9 protein-coding genes are annotated in these 18,101 nt (G+C 58.7%); 6 read left to right on the top strand and 3 right to left on the bottom strand.

Annotation, left to right across the window (positions count from 1 at the left end; all coding sequences use genetic code 11):
- Positions 1 to 372: 372 nt before the first annotated feature.
- Positions 373 to 2,031 carry a nitrite/sulfite reductase gene (locus tag ACYZT6_RS11265; RefSeq protein ID WP_462026947.1) on the top strand — a complete coding sequence of 553 codons (1,659 nt, stop codon included), beginning with the start codon at positions 373 to 375 and terminating at the stop codon, positions 2,029 to 2,031.
- Positions 2,015 to 2,509, top strand: a complete 495-nt coding sequence (locus ACYZT6_RS11260; protein ID WP_462026946.1) for a DUF934 domain-containing protein — start codon at positions 2,015 to 2,017, stop codon at positions 2,507 to 2,509. Before ACYZT6_RS11265 ends, ACYZT6_RS11260 begins: the two co-directional genes overlap by 17 nt.
- Positions 2,510 to 2,556: 47 nt before the next feature.
- On the opposite strand, the gene ACYZT6_RS11255 is transcribed toward ACYZT6_RS11260, so the two are convergent.
- The 3 genes from ACYZT6_RS11255 to sohB form a co-directional block, all read right to left on the bottom strand.
- Entirely contained in the window at positions 2,557 to 6,369 is a 3,813-nt protein-coding gene (locus tag ACYZT6_RS11255) for a dermonecrotic toxin domain-containing protein (protein ID WP_462026945.1), read from the bottom strand.
- The gene (locus tag ACYZT6_RS11250) at positions 6,366 to 11,231 is read right to left on the bottom strand and encodes an NEL-type E3 ubiquitin ligase domain-containing protein (protein WP_462026944.1); all 4,866 of its coding nucleotides are present in this window, start codon (positions 11,229 to 11,231) and stop codon (positions 6,366 to 6,368) included. The genes ACYZT6_RS11255 and ACYZT6_RS11250 overlap by 4 nt, the downstream gene beginning before the upstream one ends.
- A 132-nt stretch (positions 11,232 to 11,363) precedes the next feature.
- A complete protein-coding gene (gene sohB, locus ACYZT6_RS11245; RefSeq protein ID WP_462026943.1) occupies positions 11,364 to 12,386 on the bottom strand; it encodes a protease SohB in 1,023 nt (340 codons plus the stop codon).
- A gap of 204 nt (positions 12,387 to 12,590) precedes the next feature.
- On the opposite strand from sohB, the gene ACYZT6_RS11240 reads away from it, so the two are divergent.
- The 4 genes from ACYZT6_RS11240 (at position 12,591) to ACYZT6_RS11225 (ending at position 17,960) form a co-directional block, all read left to right on the top strand.
- A complete protein-coding gene (locus ACYZT6_RS11240) occupies positions 12,591 to 13,301 on the top strand; it encodes a histidine phosphatase family protein (protein WP_462026942.1) in 711 nt (236 codons plus the stop codon).
- A gap of 64 nt (positions 13,302 to 13,365) precedes the next feature.
- The gene (locus ACYZT6_RS11235; RefSeq protein WP_007946492.1) at positions 13,366 to 13,680 is read left to right on the top strand and encodes an SCP2 sterol-binding domain-containing protein; all 315 of its coding nucleotides are present in this window, start codon (positions 13,366 to 13,368) and stop codon (positions 13,678 to 13,680) included.
- Positions 13,681 to 13,987: 307 nt separating this feature from the next.
- Positions 13,988 to 15,835, top strand: a complete 1,848-nt coding sequence (locus ACYZT6_RS11230; protein ID WP_462029936.1) for an amidohydrolase — start codon at positions 13,988 to 13,990, stop codon at positions 15,833 to 15,835.
- 397 nt (positions 15,836 to 16,232) lie between these two features.
- The gene (locus tag ACYZT6_RS11225; protein ID WP_462026941.1) at positions 16,233 to 17,960 is read left to right on the top strand and encodes a hydrogenase maturation protein; all 1,728 of its coding nucleotides are present in this window, start codon (positions 16,233 to 16,235) and stop codon (positions 17,958 to 17,960) included.
- Positions 17,961 to 18,101: the final 141 nt, after the last annotated feature.

Raw genomic sequence — 18,101 nt, 5'->3', positions numbered from 1 at the left:
CGACCAGGATGATCAGGAACAGAATCGCCCAAGCATCGACCGTGCTATCAGGCTTTGTCGCTTTGGTAGGGTTGCTCATTGCATCGCCTCTTGTCGGTTTTATCGGTGATTGCATAAAGACTCGACCACAGTAAAGACGACGATTGCCCTCACTACAAATACGGGTTTATCAATAACGGTTCTCGTTAGTCGTTTTGGTTCTTTGCATATACTCAAACATCACTTTTGCGCATAACTGCAAACTGGTATCTTGCCCCGGCTCCGTAGGGAGTGCGCGGCCGTGCGCGCAGAATTGCCGAGGCAGTATCGGAGACCTCCAGGCGAAAAAACGCAACGGGATCCGACCGGCCCAAGCCTGAGAACAGGACTTATATGTACGTATACGACGAGTACGATCAGCGGATCATCGAGGACCGCGTCAAGCAGTTCCGTGATCAGACCCGACGCTATCTGGCAGGCGAGCTGAGCGAAGAAGAGTTCCGCCCCCTGCGCCTGCAAAACGGGCTTTATGTCCAACGCTTCGCGCCAATGTTGCGGGTGGCGGTGCCTTACGGCCAACTCACCTCGCGCCAGACGCGGATGATGGCCAAGATTGCCCGCGACTACGACAAGGGCTATGCCCACATCAGTACCCGGCAGAACGTGCAGTTCAACTGGCCGGCGCTGGAAGACATCCCGGACATCCTTGCTGAACTGGCCACCGTACAGATGCACGCGATCCAGACCAGCGGCAACTGCTTGCGCAACGTCACCACCGACCAGTTCGCCGGTGTCGCTGCCGATGAGCTGATCGACCCGCGCCCATGGTGCGAGATCGTTCGTCAGTGGACCACGTTCCACCCTGAATTCGCTTACTTGCCACGCAAGTTCAAGATCGCCATCAACGGTTCGACCTCCGACCGTGCCGCCATCGAAGTCCATGACATCGGTCTTGAGCCGGTACACAACGCCGCTGGCGAGCTGGGCTTCCGTGTGCTGGTAGGCGGTGGCCTGGGCCGTACGCCGGTGGTAGGCGCGTTCATCAATGAATTCCTGCCGTGGCAAGACCTGCTGAGCTACCTCGACGCCATTCTGCGGGTCTATAACCGCTATGGCCGTCGTGACAACAAGTACAAGGCGCGGATCAAGATTCTGGTCAAGGCCCTGACGCCTGAAGTCTTCGCGCAAAAAGTCGATGCGGAAATGGAACACCTTCGCGGTGGCCAGACCACGCTGACCGAAGCCGAAGTGCATCGCGTCGCCAAACACTTCGTCGATCCGGACTACAAGGCCCTGGATAACCAGGCTGCCCAACTGGCCGAACTCGACAAAGAACACCCGGGCTTCGCGCGCTGGCGCACCCGCAATACCCTGGCGCACAAGAAACCGGGTTATGTGGCTGTGACCCTGTCCCTGAAGCCGACCGGCGTTGCACCGGGCGACATCACCGACAAGCAGCTCGACGCCGTGGCCGACCTGGCCGATCGTTACAGCTTCGGTCAACTGCGCACCTCCCACGAGCAGAACATCATTCTGGCCGACGTAGAACAGACCCAACTGTTCGCGATGTGGGGCGAGTTGCGCGAGCAAGGTTTCGCCACGCCGAACATCGGCTTGCTGACCGATATCATCTGCTGCCCTGGCGGTGATTTCTGCTCGCTGGCCAACGCCAAGTCGATCCCGATCGCCGAATCGATCCAGCGTCGTTTCGACGACCTGGACTACCTGTTCGACATTGGCGAACTGGACCTGAACATCTCCGGCTGCATGAACGCCTGTGGTCACCACCACGTCGGCCACATCGGCATTCTCGGGGTGGACAAGAAAGGCGAAGAGTTCTACCAGGTTTCCCTCGGTGGCAGCGCAAGCCGCGACGCCAGCCTGGGCAAGATCCTCGGCCCGTCCTTCGCCCAGGAAGCCATGCCTGATGTGATCGAAAAGCTGATCAACGTGTACATCGAACAACGTACCGAAGACGAGCGTTTCATCGACACCTATCAGCGTATTGGCATCGACCTCTTCAAGGAGCGCGTCTATGCAGCGAATCATTAAGAACAACGAGGTCGTCGACGAAACCTGGCACTTGCTGCCCAAGGACTTCAACATCGACGAGATCAGCAACTGCGACGACCTGATCGTTCCCCTGACGCTGTGGCGGGAACACGGTCGCATGCTCAAGGCTCGCGACGGCGGCCTGGGCGTTTGGCTGGACGCTGACGAAGAAGCCGAAGAGATCGGTGAAGACGTGGCAAGCTTCCAGGTCATCGCCTTGAACTTCCCGGCCTTTACCGATGGCCGCAACTACTCCAACGCCCGTCTGCTGCGTGACCGTTATGGTTTCAAAGGCGAACTGCGGGCGATCGGTGATGTGCTGCGCGACCAACTGTTCTACCTGCGTCGCTGCGGTTTCGACGCCTTTGCGTTGCGCGCCGATAAAGACCCGTACGGAGCCCTGGAAAGTCTCAAGGACTTCTCGGTGACCTATCAGGCCGCCACCGACGAACCGCTGCCGCTGTTCCGTCGCCGCTGATTGGCAAACCTTGAACCCCGTCCGGGGTTCAAGGCTCCCTCCTTCGCTTAGAATCCGGCACGCTCCTCCAGCGCCCTGAACGCCGCCATTGGGTGATCAAACCGCCCGCGGCTGCGAATCATCCGTCCCCACATTTCGTCCGTGGCATCTGCCTCCTGCAATAATCGCCAGACCCGCTCCTGAAGCGATAGATAGCCGACCCGAAAGTCGGCCGTCAGGCTCAACCGGTCTATTACAGCTAAAAACCGCGTACCGGAGGGTTTGCTTGCCAGTCGCTGCCAAAGGGCTTGCCGGGACTGTTGCAATGCTTCGTCGCAGTCGCGCAACCACACCGTCGGCGAACCATAATCTGCACCCGGCGCGCTCAACCACAGACTGATTCCCGTTTGTTCACGATGACTGACCAGCCGGCGCAACGTGTCCTCGTCGGTCAACGGATTTCCCCAAAGCAGCACGCGGTCGTCCGCCACCGCTTGATTCATGATCGCTGGCGGAACCCGGGTAATACGGTTGTCGCGCAAATCCAGCATTGTCAGATAAGGCTCATCCTTGATCCCGACCGGGCAGCGGGTAATTCCGGTATTCCTCAGATTGATCTGAAGTAAATTGTCCATGCCCAGCACCATAGGCGGCACACCCAACAGGTTGTCGCTCAGGTCCAGCGTTTGCAAGTGGGTCAGCACACTCAGTTGCGAAGCGGCGCTCTCGGAAAATACCAGCTGAGTGGCTCGCAGGTTGAGTGAGGTCAGGTGGGTCAACTGACCGATGACGGGCGGCAGGGCGCGCTCCATGGCACCGCCCACGAAGAAAGGACGCAAATCGAAACGCTCTAGATTCAACTCTTCAAGGTTTGGAAAACTCTCCAGGAATCCATTCAAACTGTCCTGCACGGTCAGGTGAAAACCTCGCATTGACAAGTCGACCACATCATCGAGCCTGACAGTCAAGGCGGGTAACCGGTGAAAATTCTCGAAGGTCAGATCCAGCCTGACACCACGCAGTTGCCCGTCCTCTGCATAGACGTGATTCTGCAACGGCCCGCGTTTTTGCCAAATGGCAACAAGCTCCTCGGCGAGTTCTGTCCTGACCCCTTGCTCTTGTTGCAGGGCTTCGTGCAAGACGTGGGCATTGTGCACGGCGATTTGCGCATGATTCATTCCCTCCGCCTCCTCATCACCCATGGCCACGAGGGGGATGTCCATGTCGGCAATGTCTTGGGCCGCTTGATCGACCCAGCCGTGCAGGTCAGTGTTGAGCTGTCGCAGTTGCTGATTCAACTGGTCGATATACGCCTGCACCCTGTCACCGGCGAACTGCAACACCTGATCGACGCCCGCCTCGGTGATGTCCGGATAAATGTCCTTGATCTGCAGCCTGGTCGCTTGCAGCTTCATGGCTTCGCCCTGCGGTGTCGCCGGGTAACCTCCGCCGCGCAGGCCCTGGCGCTCGAAGGTCAGACCGGTGTCCAGCCTTTGCAATCCCAGCAGGGTTTCTGAATGGGACAATGCCCGGTCGCTGAGGTTGAGCCGCAACTCACCGGCCGGATCCGGCGACGTGAGTTGCAACGCCGAACGCTCCTCGTCCGACAGCACGCCGAGGATCGCGTCGTAGAAATCCGTCTGCCGGCCTTGTCGCAGGTAACGGTTTCCGACCTTGATGACGTTTCGCAAATGAGGGGTATCAAGGGGGCCGCAACGGTCAAGAACCCGGCCCGTGGACGAACTGTCGAGGATCTCGATTCGCAAATCCTTTGGCCAGCCGGGCAGGTTTTTCAGGGAGTGCAATGCCAGGGTGTCTGTGTCGGTGTTCACGACCGACCGCAGATAAAAACCCTCATAGGCTCGATCGAGTCGTACATGCTGTTGGTATTGGCGCGCCTTACTGTCCAGCCGCGCGAACACCTTCCTGGCCTCGGTAGCGTCGGGCAGTAGCTGAATGTCGACGCCATAGCGGTCGAGCATTTGCTCGATAGCGGTTGTCGGCAGGCCCGGGTATTCGCGTTGAAACAGGCGGACCCACTCATGCTCCGAGCGTTGAAGCGCAGTGTAGCGTTGGTTGAATAACGCGGGGCTCCCGGCCGGACCGAGATCCTGATCGATCTTGAAGCGGCTGATCGTGTCCGCCAACAAGGGCGTCGGTGCGCGGCCTGCTTGCATCAGCCGCAGCATGTCGTCGTCAATCGCGCTGACCTTGGCGATCTGCGCCAGGACCTCATCGCTGAAGGAAGCCACCGAGGGGCCGATTCCACGGATGAGTTCGGTTCGGCTGCTCAAGGGCATGGGGGCAACGGCTGCTTCCGACGCAGGCCGGGCGCCCTGCTCTCCCGGATCCGCACCGGGTTCGCGGGCACGCTCCGCCATGCTGCCAGCCTCGGCAATGTCACCCTTCAGCGTCGACTCGGCACCCAGCATCGGCAACGCATTAAGCAAGCCAAACACCGTGCGCGTCCGGCCCTCCGAACGTTGGCTCGGGGTTCTGCCGTTGACCGCCTGATTCAGACCATATCCGGCGTCAATGAGCCCGACCAATGCCAGCAGCCCCTCGCCTCCGGGAACGAATAGGGCGAGCGGGCCAAATCGGTTGACCCATTGCACAATCGGCTCGACGACGGCGCTCAACTGTTCCCGGTTGACTTGCGCATCGTCACGGATGGTCTGGATTTCTGACTGTGCCGCCTGCTTCATCGTCAACACCAACCGGGCAAAAGGATCGGTCGCGTCGGCCGGATCGTCGTAGCCGATGTACTCGTTCGGGTCCCAGTAGCCGTCGTTGTTGAAGAAGCCGGCATTGTTGGTCAGCCAGTGTTTTGCAGGATAAAGCGCCATGCCATCCAGCGCCGTCAGCACGCCGGCGTGGAACGTACCGTCCTCGCGATCGTCTTCGGCAAAGTGGCGGGCCAATGCCAGTCGGGTCTCGCTGGACTTGCCCTGCGCGACAATCCATTGGTGCAGTTGCGTGGCATCGGCGAATTCGTGCAGCGGGGAAGAATTGCCAGGGATGTACACCAGCACGCAGGCACTGGCGTTGTCACGGAAGACCCAGATATCGGTCGCGGTGTAACGGTACAGTTTCAGACGGCCGAACTTGACGGTTGAAGGAACGCGCGCGGGTGCTTGCAGTTGCTCGAGGGTCAGCGTTTCCCATGGCTGATCAGCCGGCAAGCCCGTTGCCCGCATCGCAAGCTCCAGACCTTTCTGCGTCAGGCATTGCTCATGACGCTGCAAGCAGGCGGCCATGATGAACGCCGCTTTGACCGACGTTCTCAAGGCATACGGTCTGGCCGCAACGAGCACGTCATCGGCCGGCCAGGCCTGACCGAGGTACGCTTGGTACAAGCCCTTTAACTCCAGTTCCCAGACCCATTTCTTGAAATCGGCGGGTCTGAGATTGATCTGAGTCAGCGGCCCATAAGCTTGCGGCGTGGTTTGGCGATAGATGCCTTCATACGTCTGGTGATTGCCGCTGCCGTGATCGGCGAACTCGTCGACGTGCTCGACCATCCGGACCGTTGGCCCGACATCCGGCGGCGTGTACAGACCGAACGCCGTTTCAGCGAAACGACCGTCACCCACTGTCTGGTAGTTGGACAGCAGCGTTTGCAGCAGCGAACGGGAACGCGCCACTTGCCCCTGCGCGATACCGTTTTCTGCGGGATGGCCCTTGTAGCTGTAATCAAGTGTGACCAGCAAGGCAGTCCGCGGATCGATGCCCACCCCCCACTTTTCCTTGATCAAACGTTCACCAAACTGGCCAGGGGATTGCGGCAAGGCGAGATCGATAACGGCTTTCAGTTCATCACGCCATCCCGGTATTGCCGATGCAGGCAGGCTGTCAGCAGTATCGTGAGAGAGATCGTTCATTGGGCTGCCCCCGAATGGGTGCTGGAGCCCGGGACTTGAGGTGCGGGATTGCGTGTCAATGCCGGGCCAGTGAGCTGCCTGATCAATGACCGGCGTTCATTTTTGAAGTTGTCGAAAATGGCATTCATGCGTTCGGTAGCCACCGCACGGGAGAGTTCGACCTGCCCCTCCAGCCGCGCATACGCCTGCGCCGACCGGTCGACGATGGCCAGGAACCGGTCAGGATGTGATGTCTCCAGATATTCCACCCAAAATTGCTGAGTGATGATCCACTCCAGCAACGCGCTGGTGCGTTCGGTTGTCAGGACTTTTTGATAAACCCGATCCAGCGCCGCTTGAGTCACCTCGACATTCCACGCCGATACCACCGCCCTTGGCTGAGCCGGTAAGCCCAGGCGTTCGGCCAGCCCCACGCGGTACGCCAGACTGATCTCCAGGGCGTGTTCGTAGCTGGGAGCCTGGACACCGGTCCGGGTATTGATATCCGCCAGCGCGAGCTCCTCGACCTCATGCAATCTGAACAACCCCCTGAGCAGGGTGATCAGTTGCGGCTCCAGCGAAGCCGCCCCGGTGATGGCCGCGGCCATGGCCCGAAAAAACAACACCTGTACTTCCATCTCACTGAAGAGTGCCGAGTAGCCATCAGCGCTGAACCTCCCGAGCTGGGCCGAACGAAACAGCGAGCGTCGCAAGCGATCATCTTCAGCCGCAGCCTCCAGCACATTCCAGACACGCTGGCTGAAATGATTGAAAAGGCGTTTGTAATCGGCGGTCTCGGACAGCCGCGCAACCACATTGAACATGCCCCGGGAATCTGGATAGGCTCGCAATGAATCCCACACTCCACGCTTGCGCCGGGTTTCAGCCGAGCCCAGCCCTGCAAGCCACACTGAACTTTGCGCCTCGGTCGGTGTGTAGGCGCCTGACCGACGATACTCCGAGGCAAAGACCCCAAGGCTCACACCGGTTTTCTGCTGATGCGCAGCGACCTTTTTCAACGTGTCGGCGGACAATGGGTTGCCATGAAGGTTAGTGCCCTTGTTCGGGACTGCATGCCCCTTGAATACTTCCTCGGGCAGCGTTTCTATCTGATTGTCACGTAGATCGAGCTCACGCAGCCGGGGCAGACTGGAGGCGCCCGAAGGCCACGTTTTTATTCCGGTGCCTTGCAGGTTCAGGTGTTCCAGATGTTGCAGCTTGCTGACATCGGGAACCCTCGTGAGGTGCGGATTGAACGCCAGGTTCACCGATTGCAGGCTGGTCATATCCGCCAATTGCGTCACTGACTCGGGTGTCAGTTGAATCAGGTTATCGCTCAGATCCAGATGAACCAGCCTGGACATCGAGCCTAGCGCCAGCGGCAACCTCGTCAGGTGATTGCTTCTCAACGACAGGCTTCGAAGGTTTTTGAAGTTTTGCAGAAAGGCGTTCAATCCGGCGCTGGCTCCCACGCCATCCATCACCAGCCTCTCTACATGGCTGAAATCCGCGACGATGACCGGCAATTCCCCCAGGGGTTGGGCGTCAAACTCGAGCGTGGTCAGAAGTTTGTCGCCCGATTCAGTGAACTCGGGCTCGTTGCGCCAGCAGCGAATGATCGTCTGAGCGGTGCGATATTTGTTGGACGGCTTGACTTCCAGCCTTGAGCCATCGGGCTGCTGGTGCCAGGTTTGCCGAGCCACCCAGTTGCTCAATACCTGCCTGATGGTCTGAAATTGCAGCCTCAGCGCCTCCAGTTTCTTCAGGGCGTCTGTCACGTTCCTACCCAGCGCATTCACCAAGGCGTGAATGTCCGCGGGAGAATGCATCGGATACAGTTCCAGCGCCCTGCGTACCAGGACGTCATGGGTGCTTTTGATAACCAGGGGATCAGTAAGCGCTGGAGAAGTCGGCGCAACGGTTCTGTCAGCCAGCCTCATCGGGGAGGTGTAGCCCGCTCGCAAAGGCTGAGCCTCGATCAGTTGCGCAATGGCTGTTCGCCGCGTCAGGGCGAGCTGCGTTATCTTCTGTCGCAACGCCGCCCCGCCGTCGTTCAGGTTCACACCCAGTGCTGTTTTGCGCTGCGCCGAGAGCCCATGCCAGAGCGCCTTGAAATAATGTTCGCGCGTACGTTTCGAGAAGGTGGTTGCGGGTGTGACGTCATCGACAGACACGCTGTATCGATCGGGATGAACGTGGACCTGCACCTTCTTCGAAGCGTGCGCCAATCCAATACTGGCCGACTCGCTGTGGGCGCCCGACGACGCCTGTATCTGAACCCGCGCATTGCCGGTCCATCCAGGAAGTTGCTCAAGGGTGTCGAGGACCAGACGGTCCGTGGAAAGTCCGCCCACAGCGTTGAGGTACAAGCCTTCGTAAGCCCGGCTGACATACATCAGCTGCAAGTAGCGACGGGTTTCTTCTGCCAGCCGCAACGGAACGTTGCCAGCCTCCAGACTGCTCGACTCCCCGGCTTCGGCATGTCGAACCAGTTCTTCGGCAATCGCCGAGGGTAAATGGGGGATTTTGTGCATCAACACCGTCGCCCGAGCATCACTTGGAACTTCGGTGCGTTTATAGACCCGCTCGAAAAGCCCGTGTTTGTTGCTTTCGGCTTGATCGGCAATGATCTTTGTCAGGGCCGTTGCCCGGGCGGTCGCGTCTTGCGCATTCGAGCCCAGAAGGCTTTGGCGTTGAGCACTGTCCAGGGCTGACAGCAGCGAGGTATGTAATTGCCCTTTATGCAACGCGTCCTGGTTGAGGTTCACGGTTTTTCCCGCCTCCGCAGTGGCCGCGCCATAGAAACCCGTTTGCCGACCGGCAGCATTGACGACTTTGACGGCGGAGTTGCTCGGCCAAAGGCTGGACGCCGTCAGCAAATGCAATTGCAGATCAGGGTCTGCCAGGGAAGCTGAGGCCGGGGTTTTCAACTGTTCGATAAAGTCCGTGACCGCCGCATCAGCCCGAAACCGTTGCACCGTATCGACCAGTAAAGCCGGGGGCCTGCTGCGGTCGACGTGTGCCTGGCGCAGAACAGTGTCATCGATCCCGCAGACGGCAAGGATTTGCGTTGCGGTTGTATCTGGCAACTGGTCGCTGGAGTAACCGAAACGGCGAAACAGTTTGAGCCGATCCCATTCTTGCGGCAATTCCGAGTCATGGCGCCACGCCCCGGCATCGTTGGTTTCGAGCACGGGTGAATAGGTGTCCTCGTTACCGACCGGGGACATCACCTCCCACAGATCCGTCGCCGTTTTTGGGCGTACGGCATAAAGTTTTGTATCGATTGGCAGGTACGCTTGACCGCCTATCCAGCGTAATCCTCTGGCATCAGGCGTGAGCGTGCGGGGTAGTTGCCGACTCTGTTGATAGACCGCCAGATCGGGATTCCACAAACGGCCCCGGGAGTCTACGCCCGGGACCTTTCTCAGGCGCTCAATGAATACGGATGTCCTTATGGTTTTGTACGCTGTGCCTACGGCCGCCGAACCTGCTGCAAAAGCGGCCATCAGGATCAGGTTTTCGACGGTATCGAACAGATAATCCGTGGCCTGTTCCTGCTCGCCTCTGGACCAGCTGGCGATACCTTCGTAGACCTCCGACAGCAGTTGCATGACCGTCACGGCCAACAGGATGTGGCCAACAACCGGTACAAACGATGCACCGAACAGCAGCAGGTTGATGCCTATGGACTTGTAGGTCTCCAGCCTGTCCAGTCGGGATTTTTCGTCTTCATCGTCCGTGGGCACCACCAGAAGCCGGGTATCCGCCATGACCTGATTCGCATATTGACGAAAGATCTCCTGAAACACATCGCCTTGTACGTCTACCCCAGTCACCGGCACGTAAACACTGGTCGCAGGAAGCGGTGAGGAATTGGGCGATGACAAACCTTTATCAAGGGCTTGCAAGAAAGCCGATTGTTCACCCAGTTTGATGTAGCGCAGGAAGAACTTCCGGAATGCGCTGCCCCTCAATCGCCGACTCAATTCCACTTCAAAATCAATGAACGACGCATACTCCTTCAACGGATGCAGCGGGTCATCCGGCAGATAGACCACGCAGCGGTAATCTGCATCGTCAGTCTCGCCGACCGGCCCGATAGACATTGCGCCATTGATCGTTACATCGAACATCTTCAACGTCTGGTAACCCAGTGTGTTGTTGCCAAGTCTGACAGGCTGCCGATTCTTGACGGCTTTCAATACCGAGTGCATGTCTGCACTGATGGTCTTTCTCATCAGCGCCATATGCCGCTGCACTTCAAAACTGTTCTGGGTGTGGGCAATATATTTGTTGCATAACTCGTTAGCCCCGGCGGCAGGTTGGAACAATGCCTGAACATGAGCCTGGTATTGTTTTCCCAGATCAAGTTTTCGGCATAACGCGGCGAATTCATGCGGCTCCATCGATACAACTTTATTGACAGTGCCGGTGATTTTCTCGGGGATGTAAATTAACGACGTATCACTATAGTTTTCGGCCAGTGTCTCGCTGAGCTCGAAATTTTCACAGGCGGCGGACAGCAAATCCCGGTCAATCGGCAGGACCAGTTTCTTGCGCAGCCCCAGCAGGCTGGACGTTGACCGTACGTGCTGGAAGATGACGCCCACCGTATCAATCGGTGTGCCCAGCTTGTCCGACATGGCTTGAGCCAGCAGCGGAGTGCAGAAGCTTTCAGGGGATTGCAAGCCTTCCAGGATGCCTTTGAGTTCACTCCGTGAACGATGGCTGGCGATCAGACTTTCATAGAGCTCACCTCGCAGTTGACTCGAGGCGGTCAAAAACCAGGCTGGGGCATTGTTTTTAATCAGATCAAAAAAAACACCTTGTTGATCTGGTGTTAAAACAGGCGTGTTCGGGGTCGGAGGCAGAGAAGACATTGTGATCACTCGAAACTGACTAGGACCACTAGCCTATCGAGCCAAATTTTTAGAAAGTGCTAACTATATACCGCCACAAAAAAACGGCCCCTTTCACTGCAAGACAATGAAAGGGGCCTTTATTAAAAAGTGTTACCAGAAGCGTTGCTGGGTCAACCGGCTCCACCAGCTCAACAATACGCGATCGACCGAACCGCTGGCCGCCATGCCGATGCGCTCTTGCAGGCTTTTGCGTTCGGCATAGTGCAAGTGGTACAGCTCGGACTTCTTCGCGCGTTCAGCGAGGTATTCGTCGCTAGTCTTGAGCTCGTCCACCAGCTGTTTGTCCAGCGCGGCGATGCCGAGCCAGATTTCACCGGTAGCGACCTCGTCGATGTCCAGTTGTGGGCGATAGCGTGAGACGAAGTTCTTGAACAGCTGGTGGGTGATGTCCAGGTCTTCTTGAAACTTCTCGCGGCCTTTCTCGGTGTTTTCACCAAACACGGTCAAGGTGCGCTTGTATTCGCCGGCGGTCAGGACTTCGAAGTCGATGTCGTGTTTTTTCAGCAATCGATTGACGTTAGGCAACTGCGCCACGACGCCGATCGAACCCAGAATCGCGAACGGGGCGCTGATGATCTTCTCGCCGATGCACGCCATCATGTAGCCGCCGCTGGCCGCGACCTTGTCGATGCAAATGGTCAACGGCACGCCGGCGTCGCGAATGCGCGCCAGTTGCGAGGACGCCAGGCCGTAGCTGTGAACCATGCCGCCGCCACTTTCCAGACGCAGTACCACTTCGTCTTTTGGCGTCGCCAACGTCAACAGCGCAGTAATCTCGTGGCGCAGGCTTTCAGTGGCAGACGCCTTGATGTCGCCGTCGAAATCCAGCACGAACACCCGCGGTTTGGCCTCGGGTTTCTTCTTTTGCTTTTTATCGGTTTTAGCCTGGGACTTGCGCAAGGCCTTGAGCTGGTCCTTGTCGAGCAAGGTTTGCTCAAGCCGTTCGCGCAGCCCTTTGTAGAAATCGTTCAGCTTGCTGACCTGCAACTGCCCGGCCGACTTGCGCCGGCCTTTGCTGCGCAACGCCGCGAAACTGGCCAGGACCACCAGAATGGCGATCACCAGTGTCACGGTCTTGGCCAGGAAACTGGCGTACTCGGACAAAAACTCCACAGTGACTCCTTCAAAACGATGCGCGGCCTCAAACACGCGCGGGATAACGCCAGCATACCCATGCTCCGCCTCGGCGGCCAGCCGTGAAACCTCTGGCAACAAGCCTGTAACGGGCATTTCAAACAAGCGTATGTTTTTTCATTGACAGCTCACCGCCATCCTCATAACCTCGCCAAACCTTCAACGTACCGGGATGACGCGGACGTGGGCAGCATCTATCTGATTCGACATGGCCAGGCCTCCTTTGGTGCAGACGACTATGACGTCCTGTCGCCGACCGGTGTTCGCCAGGCAGAAATCGTTGGCCAGCACCTCGCCGAGCTGGGTGTCAGCTTCGACCGCTGCCTTTCGGGCGACCTGCGCCGCCAGCAACATACGGCCACCAGTGCGCTGGAACAGTTCGCTGCCGTGGGCCTGCCTGTGCCGACCCTGGAAATCGATTCCGCCTTCAACGAATTCGACGCCGACGCGGTGATCCGCGCGCTGCTGCCAGCCATGCTGGAGGATGAACCGGAAGCACTGGAGATCCTGCGCAACGCCGCGCAAAACCGTGCCGAATTCCAGCGCATTTTCGCCCTGATCATCGAACGCTGGCTCGCCGGCACCTATGACACGCCGGGGCTTGAAAGCTGGCTGGGCTTTGTCGAACGCGTGCAGGCCGGTCTTCAGCGCATCCTCGAAAGCGCCGACAACACTCAGAAAATCGCCGTGTTCACTTCCGGTGGCACCATCACTGCCCTGCTCCACCTCATTACGCAAATGCCGGCAAGGCAGGCGTTTGAACTGAATTGGCAAATCGTCAACACCTCGCTCAACCTGCTGAAGTTTCGCGGTCGCGAGGTGGCTCTGTCTTCTTTCAACAGTCATGCGCACTTGCAGCTGTTGAAGGCACCGGAACTCATCACGTTTCGCTGAGTCCGGACTATTGTGACCCTGGCTGTAATCACCCAGCTCTAATTACCCAAGAAAGGATCGAACCATGACCTCCGTAGCTGATGCCGTACAAGCAATGAAAGCCAAGTTCAACCCAGCCGCCGCTGCCGGTCTGGACCTGGTATTCGGTTTTCGCATCGACGACACCAAGAATTTCTCGCTGATCGTCAAAGACAGCACCTGCGAGCTGCAAGAAGGCGAAAACCCTGACGCCCAGGTCACTCTGGTGATGGACGGCGAAACCCTGCAAGGCATCGTCGACGGTTCGACCGACGGCATGCAAGCATTCATGGGCGGCAAACTGCGCGCTGAAGGCGACATGATGCTGGCCATGAAACTGTCCGAGCTGTTCCCAAGCTAAGACGGCGGTTCCCTTCATCGGGAACCTCCCTGGCTGCACACGAATCCCGCCCCTCGAGGCGGGATTCGTCGTTTTTCGCCCTTGGAAAACGGCTACCTGTGGATTTGCCGTCTATATTCCTTCTGGCCGCATGCGTCAGACATCGGCTGTTTGCCCTCGCTTCTTTTATGAAGAGCCTTTGCGCGGAGCACTGCCCATGAGCCCACCTGACGAGCACGACGGATTCAATCGCCGACGTGTACTGCAAGGCCTTTCGGCAGGTGCCGTCGGTGCCTGGATCAGCCCGCTATTCGCAGGGAGTAAAACCATGCCCGATACCCCGGCCGACCTCATTTTGTACAACGGACGCCTGCACACCGTCGATCGCAAGAAACCCCAGGCCAGTGCCGTCGCCATCAAGGACGGACGCTTCGTGGTGGTCGGCAGCGACGCCCAGGCCATGGCCCTGCAAGGCCCTGGCACACAAATCATCGACTTGCACGGCCGCACGGTGATTCCCGGTCTCAACGACTCGCACCTGCACCTGATCCGCGGCGGCCTGAACTACAACCTCGAACTGCGCTGGGAAGGTGTGCCGTCGCTGGTCGATGCCTTGCGCATGCTCAAGGACCAGGCTGACCGTACGCCCACGCCGCAATGGGTGCGGGTGGTCGGTGGCTGGAACGAATTTCAGTTCGCCGAAAAACGCCTGCCGACGATTGATGAGCTGAACAAGGCCGCGCCGGATACGCCGGTGTTTGTGCTGCACCTCTACGACCGCGCCCTGCTCAACCGCGCCGCGCTGAAAGTGGTCGGTTATACCCGAGACACACCGAATCCGCCGGGGGGAGAAATCCAGCGTGATGCCAACGGCGATCCCACCGGCATGCTGATCGCCCGCCCGAACGCGATGATTCTCTACTCGACCCTGGCCAAGGGACCGAAATTGCCGCTGGAGTATCAGGTCAACTCGACCCGCCAATTCATGCGCGAACTCAATCGCCTCGGCGTTACCAGCGCCATTGATGCCGGCGGCGGTTATCAGAACTACCCGGACGACTATCAGGTCATTCAGCAACTGGCCAAAGACCAACAACTCACCGTGCGCATCGCCTACAACCTGTTCACCCAGAAACCCAAGGAAGAGCTGACCGACTTCAAAAACTGGACCAGTACTTCCCATTACGGCCAGGGCGACGACTTCCTGCGGCACAACGGTGCGGGGGAAATGCTGGTGTTCTCGGCGGCAGACTTCGAGGACTTCCTCGAGCCACGTCCGGACCTGCCGCAAACCATGGAGCAGGAGCTGGAGCCGGTGGTGCGCCATCTGGTGGAACAACGTTGGCCATTCCGTCTGCATGCCACCTACAACGAATCCATCAGCCGCATGCTCGACGTGTTCGAGAAGGTCAATCGCGACATCCCGTTCGACGGTTTGCCGTGGTTTTTCGATCATGCGGAAACCATCACCCCGCAGAACATTGAGCGGGTGAAAGCCTTGGGTGGCGGCATCGCCATTCAGGATCGCATGGCTTTTCAAGGCGAATACTTCGTCGACCGCTATGGCGCCAAAGCCGCCGAACACACGCCGCCGATCGCGCGCATGCTCGCCGAAGGCATTCCGGTGGGCGCCGGTACAGACGCCACACGCGTGTCCAGCTACAACCCGTGGACCTCGATGTATTGGCTGGTCAGCGGCCGCACCGTCGGTGGACTGGAGCTGTACCCGCAAGGCTTGAGCCGCGATACGGCGCTGGAATTGTTCACCCACGGCAGCGCCTGGTTTTCCTCCGAACAAGGCAAGAAAGGCCAGATCAAAGTCGGGCAACTGGCGGACCTGATTGCGCTGTCGGCGGACTACTTCCACATCGACGATGAAGCGATCAAATGGATCGAGTCGGTGCTGACCATTGTCGACGGCAAAATCGTCTATGGCGCCGTCGAGTTCGAAAAACTCGGGCCGCCGCCAGTGCCTGTGGTGCCTGAATGGTCGCCCGTTGCCAAAGTACCCGGACACTGGAAACCCCTGGCGCCACTGACGGCCCAGGTGCATCAATGCGTCGGCGCGTGCGCGGTGCATGCGCACAGTCATGAGCGAGCGCGAATGTCGTCAGCGCCGGTCAGTGATTTTCAGGGGTTTTGGGGGGCGTTTGGCTGCTCCTGTTTCGCGTTTTGAACAAAGACCTGACAAACACCGAAAATCCCCTGTAGGAGCGAGCCTGCTCGCGATAGCGGTCTGACATTCCCATCGATCTTGACTGGACTATCGCCATCGCGAGCAGGCTCACTCCCACAAAGATTCTGCGTTGGGCAGACTTCTCTAGCTGCGACAACCGTCGCGAATCTATTTATCCCCTTCTTTAGCTACCGCCGTCATCGCAAACTCGTCTAAAAAACTGTTAGTTCTTACAGGTGTCAGTACGAGGGCGTTAGTCCTACTATTTCAACAAGCCGGAATGGTTTGACCCAAATCAACTTCCAGCGCCTGTTATTCCCGCACGATAACTTGCATCGAAAGCCAATGAAGGCTCGTTCGAGGCTGCTGGCCGGCCATTCTCAAGGAAGAGGCAAACATGCGACCACTCAACATTATTCTGTTGTCATCGGCATTCAATGGCCTGAGCCAAAGAGCTTGGCTGGAGTTGCGCCAGCTGGGCCATTGCCCCAGCGTAGTGCTGTTCACCGACGAAAAAACAGTCTGCGAGCAGATTGAACAGTCTGGCGCCGACCTGGTGATCTGCCCGTTCCTCAAGGACCGGGTACCGCAACAATTGTGGAGCAACCATGAACGCCCTGTGGTGATTATTCATCCGGGCATTATCGGTGATCGGGGCGCCAGCGCACTGGACTGGGCCATTACCCGTGAGCTGACCCGTTGGGGGGTCACCGCGCTGCAAGCCGTGGAAGAAATGGATGCCGGGCCGGTCTGGTCCAGCTGCGATTTCAACCTGCCCCAAGGCCTGCGCAAATCCGAGCTGTATAACGGCCCGGTCAGCGATGCGGCGATCCGCTGCATTCGTGATGTCGTGGATAAATTCATCGCCGGTTATGTGCCAGTGCCGGTGGACTATAACCATCCTCGAGTAGTGGGCCGCTTGCAGCCGAACATGAAGCAGGCTGATCGGACTTTCAGTTGGCATGACTGCTCACGTTTCATCAAACGCTGCATCGACGCGGCCGATGGACAACCCGGTGTTCTGGCGAGCCTGGCGGGTGGCCAATATTACGTGTACGACGCCCATCTGGATTCACGCAGCGGCACACCTGGAGAGATTCTGGCGGTACGAGACGACGCGGTACTGGTCGCCACCGGCGATCGCAGTGTGTGGATCGGTTCGTTGCGACGTAAACCCCGGCCCGGCGAAGAAACCTTCAAACGTCCGGCCAGGCATGTACTCGCTGCACAATTGAATGACGTGCCCCTGCTTCCCGGATCGATTGCCTCAAGCCCTGACACCGAAACCTATCAACCGATCCGCTACCGTGAATCGGGGCCTGTCGGCGAGCTGACCTTTGAGTTTTACAACGGCGCCATGAGCACTGAGCAGTGCCAGCGACTGGTGAGCGCTCTGCGCTGGGCCAAGTCCCGGGACACCCAGGTGCTGCTGATCAAGGGTGGGCGCGGCAGTTTCTCCAACGGCGTGCACCTCAACGTGATCCAGGCCGCCGAGACGCCGGGACTTGAGGCCTGGGCCAATATCCAGGCGATCGACGACGTCTGCGAGGAATTGCTCAGCGCCCGGCAACTGGTGGTCAGCGGCCTGACGGGCAGTGCCGGGGCCGGCGGCGTGATGCTGGCGCTGGCCGCAGACCTTGTCTTCGCCCGCGCGGATATCGTGCTCAACCCGCACTACAAAACCATGGGACTGTTCGGCTCTGAATACTGGACCTACAGCCTGCCCCGCGCCGTCGGCCCGCAGATGGCGGAAAAGCTCTGCGAGGAGTGCCTGCCGGTCAGCGCGACCCAGGCGATGCAACTGGGCATGGTTCAGGAAATCGGCCCACGCTGCCCGCAAGCGTTTGGCCTGTGGTTGTTGCAACGGGCGGGCAATGCGCTGACCGATCCGGCGTATACCGCTGTGCGCGAGCGCAAGGGGCGGTTCGATACCCAACTCATGCAGCACTGCAGAAATGCCGAACTGGAGGAGATGGAACTGGACATGGTGCACAACCGCAAACAGTTCGCCGAGAAGTGCCGTCATTTTGTGTTAAAGCGCAAGGCGTGTGGCACCCCGATGCGGCTGGTGGCGCCGTGGGCACGGCAGCGCAGTCGGACGCCGCTTTTGGCTGCTGCTACATAAGCCAGATACCGACAACCCCCTGTGGGAGCGACGGTGCGACGATTCGACCTGCTCGCGATAGCGGTCTGACATTCACCGTCGATGTAACTGGACTACCGCCATCGCTAGCAGGCTAGCTCCCACAGGGGTGCTGCGTTGGTC

This window comes from Pseudomonas sp. RT6P73 (assembly GCF_054897715.1).
This window is presented reverse-complemented; position numbering and strand designations above follow the sequence as displayed.